Below are 4,455 nucleotides of genomic sequence, written 5' to 3' on the forward strand. Positions count from 1 at the left end.
GAGTATTCTATAACGTAGTTATAGCAATCTTGCTTCTACTAACAGGTGTTGTATTTGTTTATACCCCTGGTGACCTAATCGCTAAATTCGTTTTAGGAAAAGACCCAGAAGGTGCAGTTATTTGGATTATCTATGCTGTAATATTTGCTTACTACATACTTTCTACAGTAATGCCTATTGATAAGGTAATCGGTAGAATTTATCCAATATTCGGAGCATTTTTAATTATCTCAGCTATAGGCGTCCTAATCGGTATCTTTACTAAAGGTAGCGGACATTTAGCTTTTGAAGGTCAAGGACTTCTTGCCCAACATCCAAAGGGACAAAAATTCATCCCAGCCTTCTTCATTACAGTAGCCTGTGGTATCTTATCAGGTTTCCACGGTTCCCAAGTAACCCTAGTTTCTAGAACAGTTAAATCTGAAAGAGAAGCAAGATTGACTTTCTACTCTACAATGATCGCTGAAGGTTTTATAGCTATGATTTGGGCAGCAGGTGCTATGGTTCTATTCTCTTCTGGAGAAAGCGCACTTGATACTCCTGGTACAATCATGGTTGGTAATATTTCTAAATATTTCATGGGTAATATCGGTGGCCTACTTGCTATCATTGGTGTAATCGCCCTTCCTATCACATCAGGCGATACAGCTTTCAGGTCTTTAAGACTTATCATTTCTGAAGAAATGAATATAGACCAAAGAAACCCAGCTAAAAGAGCTATTCTTGCAGCAATTTTATTTATACCTGCAGCTGGTATCCTATACTTTGCTAAGACTAACCCAGGTGGATTCAACCTACTTTGGAGATACTTCGGATTTACAAACCAATTCGTAGCTATCTTTGCCCTAGCAGTTGCAACAGTTTACCTAATGTACACCAACAAAAACTACCTAATCACCTTAATACCAGGTGCCTTCTACTGCTTCGTAGTATTCTCATTTATCATAAATGCAGACCCTATCGGATTTAGGCAGCCATACACACTTGCCTATCCAGTAGCAGCAGTAATCACAGTTTTATACGTAGTTTGTGTACTAAAACTAGGTAAGAAAAACAGAGCAAGAATCGAATCTATCATATTAGATTAAAATTATAGAAAGGGGTGGCTAAGGCCACTCTTTTTTAATATAATGATTTCAGGAGGACTTATGAATTTTATTTTAACTAAAAAGGCAAAAGATTTTGCCGATAAAAAAAATATTACAGAAATTTTTATAAACCCAGACCTTGATAGCAAGGAAACTTGTTGCACCATAGGCACTGTAGATTTTGATGTTTCTACCAAACTTATTGGCAATAAAGAAGCCTACAAAAAATTTACTGATTCGGGTATTGATATCTATGTCAATCCAAATTTCTTTTCTTTTGTAAAAGATGATTTAGAGGTAGAGATTTCTGCCTTCGGTATTGGCTCCTTTAAAAAACTCTACCTAAAAAATGAAATAAACACAATTGAGCGTTAAGATGGAAAATTTTGACAAAAAAATAGAAGAATTTAAAAATAAATACCCCCTTGCAGACGACCTCGTAGACAGGATTCCCCACCCAAAATTTTTATATTTGGGCGATACCATTCTAAAAGAGTCAATTGCTGCAATTCTAGCAGGCAAAAACATTCTCCTAGTCGGAGATAAGTCTACTGGCAAAAATGTCCTTGCAGAAAATTTGGCTAAGCTTTTTGCCCGTCCTATGTGGAATATATCCTTTCACGTTAGTGTTGATGCATCAAGCCTAATCGGCGATGACACCCTAAAATCAGGATCAGTCACCTTCAGAGAAGGACCTATAAGCCTTGCCAGTCGCTATGGTGGTTTTGCTGTCCTCGATGAAATAAATATGGCAAAAAACGAAGCTATGGCGGTCCTCCACTCTGTCCTTGATTATAGGAGGAGGATTGATATACCTGGTTACAAACTCATCGATGTCCACCCAGCCACCCGTTTTATAGCCACTATGAACTACGGTTACGAAGGCACCCGTGACCTAAACGAAGCGCTTTTATCAAGGTTTGCCATTATAAAAATGCCAAGAATTTCTGATAGTGATTTAGTAAATCTAATCAAACCCCACCACCCAGACCTTAAGGATGCCTTTATAAATGACATCGCAAACTTTTTTAAGGACCTAAAAGATAAGGCTAATGCCCACGAAATTTCTGAGACTGCACCAGACTTGAGAGGGATTTTTGATGGCCTTGACCTAATTGAGCAAGGCCTTGAATTCAAAGAAGCCATGAGACTTTGCTTAGTCAATAAAATTTTCGACGACTATGAAGCTGACCTAATCGAAGACTTGCTTAAGGCACGTTTTCCTGATAATATTTACCAAAAAGACCTTATAAATGGATAGAACTAAAGAAAAACTCTATGAAAATCGAATATCAAACATCCAATGGGCAGGAGCTAGAGATTATAGTTTTGATAATTTTATTATCGGCGAAAATATTGACGGCAATCCTGATTTCTACATAAATCTAATAATAGGACTTGCAATCAAATATTTAGGAAAAAATGAAATTCAAAAGCTTTTTGATGCTTGGGCCTATAATTTTAGGCGTGATAAGTATGACCTCGCCCTACTATATATCCTAGAAGACTTTGCCTACAAAAAAGAAATCAGCCAAAGACCAGTTTTAAAATCACTGAGAATTGCCTACGCCCAAAAATTTCTTGATGATAAGTACGATCTTCAAAGGAGAAATCTCGCCCTTAGGCAAAATACTATTTATAGGCTCGAACTTTTGAGAATGGGAGAAATTCTTGGAAAAAATACAGGAAATTTTTCCAAAAAAGATTTAGACCTCTACAAAAAATTATGTCTTCCTTCCGATACGGATAAAAGTAATATTGAAAGTAGAGTTATAAATCTATTTAATACCTACCTTGGCTATAGGGAAAGCGACCTATTAAAAAAACTTCCCTCCCTAAATCTTTCTCTTTTTGAAAGTGCCGGCATGGTAAGCCTTGAAAGATCGAATATGCCAGCAAACTTTGCAGGAAAAAGTCAAAAATCTCATGGATTTGGTTCGCTAATCCTAGATTTCAAAATGAAAAAACGTAGGGAAAGCCTAGCTTACATAGAAAAAACCTTTGGCAAATCTCTTTTTGATGAGAAAATCAGACTTGGAATCGAAAGGGACTTGTGCACTGGTGGCCACAAAAAATCCAGACTTTTTTATACCAGAGGCATCACAGAAAATGACAAGGACCTAGACCAAGACTTAAATAAAAAAGCCATAGCCAGGCACCTTTTAAAATTTAAGGCGAATAAAACCGCCTATACCAGAGCTATTTCAGTTTTATCTAAGGAAATCAAACTAAAATTAAACCTAACTTCATCCTTAGATGACAACCTAGCTTCTAGGGGCAAACTGGTACCAAGGCTTGCCTACAAGGCAGAGATTACCGATAGGGCAAAAATTTTTAAGAAAAAAAGTCTTCAAACTGACCCTAATATAAGGGTAGACCTCCTTGTAGACGGATCAGCCTCCCTCCTTGAAAAGGAGTCAGAAGTAGCAATTGAAGCCTATATCTTAGCCAAGTCTTTAGAAAACAACTCTATCCTAAATAGGGTAATTTCCTTTCAAACTCTTGGTGATTTTACCATCCTCACGATTCTTAAAGACTATAATGAAAAAACAGACATCAAAAAAATCTTTCGATTTAAGGCCATGGGTTGGAATAGGGACGGGCTCGTTTTTCGTGCCTATAGGGCGATTTTAGATAAGGATTTCAAAAATACCCTTTCTTTAATCCTCACAGACGCCAACCCCCAGGACCTAAAACCCCTTATCACCGAGGGCTTTAGGCTAAATAAACCCTACCAAGACCAGGTTGGGCTTGATGATACCAAAAAAAATTTAGCTGACCTTAGGAAAAAAGGCCTAAAAATAGGTGCCATCCTAAGTGGCGACCATGTAGAAAATGCTAGAGAAATCTATAGATCTAATTTCATAAAGATTGACAAACCTACTTCCATAGCATCTGACTGTGGCAAATTTATAAAAAATCAAATTTCATCTTTAGAAAAATAAAATATCTAAAAAACACCCTCCAAACTTACATTTTGTGCAAGTTCTGGAGGGCATTTCTTATCTTAATTTTTTACTTTTTTCTTTTTTTAATTGTAAATAAACCACTTAGGGAGCTCGCCAGTATAGCAAATGTATTTGCCATGCCACTTATGCCTGTTTTTGGATTTTTTGGTGTTCTTGGTATAGGTGGTTTTTCCTCTGGAGTCTCTGGTGGTTCTTCTGGAGGAAGCTCTGGAACAGGTGGTTCTTCTGGTGGAAGATCTGGAACTGGAGGTTCTTCCGGTGGAAGGTCTGGAACTGGTGGCTCTTCTGGTGGAAGCTCTGGTGGAGTCTCTGACGGAGTTTCTGGTGGGGTTGCCGGTGGGGGTTCCGGCGGAGTTTCCGGTGGGGTTTCCGGTGGAGTTTCCGGCGGAGTTTCCGGT

The 4,455-nt window shown here is 38.0% G+C and carries 6 protein-coding genes; 5 read left to right on the top strand and 1 reads right to left on the bottom strand.

The features are described 5' to 3' along the window. The 4 genes from RQ907_RS07800 to RQ907_RS07815 all read left to right on the top strand — a co-directional run. Window positions 1-1,088: carbon starvation CstA family protein (locus RQ907_RS07800; RefSeq protein ID WP_311492810.1), on the top strand; the 1,088-nt coding region annotated here is incomplete at its 5' end. A 60-nt stretch (window positions 1,089-1,148) separates the two neighbouring features. Then, a complete protein-coding gene (locus tag RQ907_RS07805) occupies window positions 1,149-1,463 on the top strand; it encodes a hypothetical protein (protein WP_311492811.1) in 315 nt (104 codons plus the stop codon). A gap of 1 nt (window position 1,464) precedes the next feature. Next, complete coding sequence (locus RQ907_RS07810) at window positions 1,465-2,349, top strand: MoxR family ATPase (protein WP_311492812.1); 885 nt, start codon at window positions 1,465-1,467, stop codon at window positions 2,347-2,349. After that, window positions 2,342-4,033 carry a VWA domain-containing protein gene (locus tag RQ907_RS07815; RefSeq protein ID WP_311492813.1) on the top strand — a complete coding sequence of 564 codons (1,692 nt, stop codon included), beginning with the start codon at window positions 2,342-2,344 and terminating at the stop codon, window positions 4,031-4,033. The genes RQ907_RS07810 and RQ907_RS07815 overlap by 8 nt, the downstream gene beginning before the upstream one ends. Window positions 4,034-4,103: 70 nt before the next feature. Here the strand turns inward: RQ907_RS07815 and RQ907_RS08405 are convergent, their stop codons facing one another. Further along, a complete protein-coding gene (locus RQ907_RS08405) occupies window positions 4,104-4,175 on the bottom strand; it encodes a hypothetical protein (protein WP_399522457.1) in 72 nt (23 codons plus the stop codon). Window positions 4,176-4,182: 7 nt separating this feature from the next. Here RQ907_RS08405 and RQ907_RS07820 point away from each other — a divergent pair. Next, window positions 4,183-4,455: hypothetical protein (locus RQ907_RS07820; protein ID WP_311492814.1), on the top strand; the 273-nt coding region annotated here is incomplete at its 3' end.

The organism is uncultured Anaerococcus sp. (genome assembly GCF_963510575.1).
Taxonomy (GTDB): Bacteria; Bacillota; Clostridia; order Tissierellales; family Peptoniphilaceae; genus Anaerococcus.

Bases quoted from the DNA above. Each gene is read 5' to 3' on its own strand.
- RQ907_RS07805 (WP_311492811.1), top strand. From the start codon at position 1,149: ATGAATTTTATTTTAACTAAAAAGGCAAAAGATTTTGCCGATAAAAAA.
- RQ907_RS07810 (WP_311492812.1), top strand. From the start codon at position 1,465: ATGGAAAATTTTGACAAAAAAATAGAAGAATTTAAAAATAAATACCCC.
- RQ907_RS07815 (WP_311492813.1), top strand. From the start codon at position 2,342: ATGGATAGAACTAAAGAAAAACTCTATGAAAATCGAATATCAAACATC.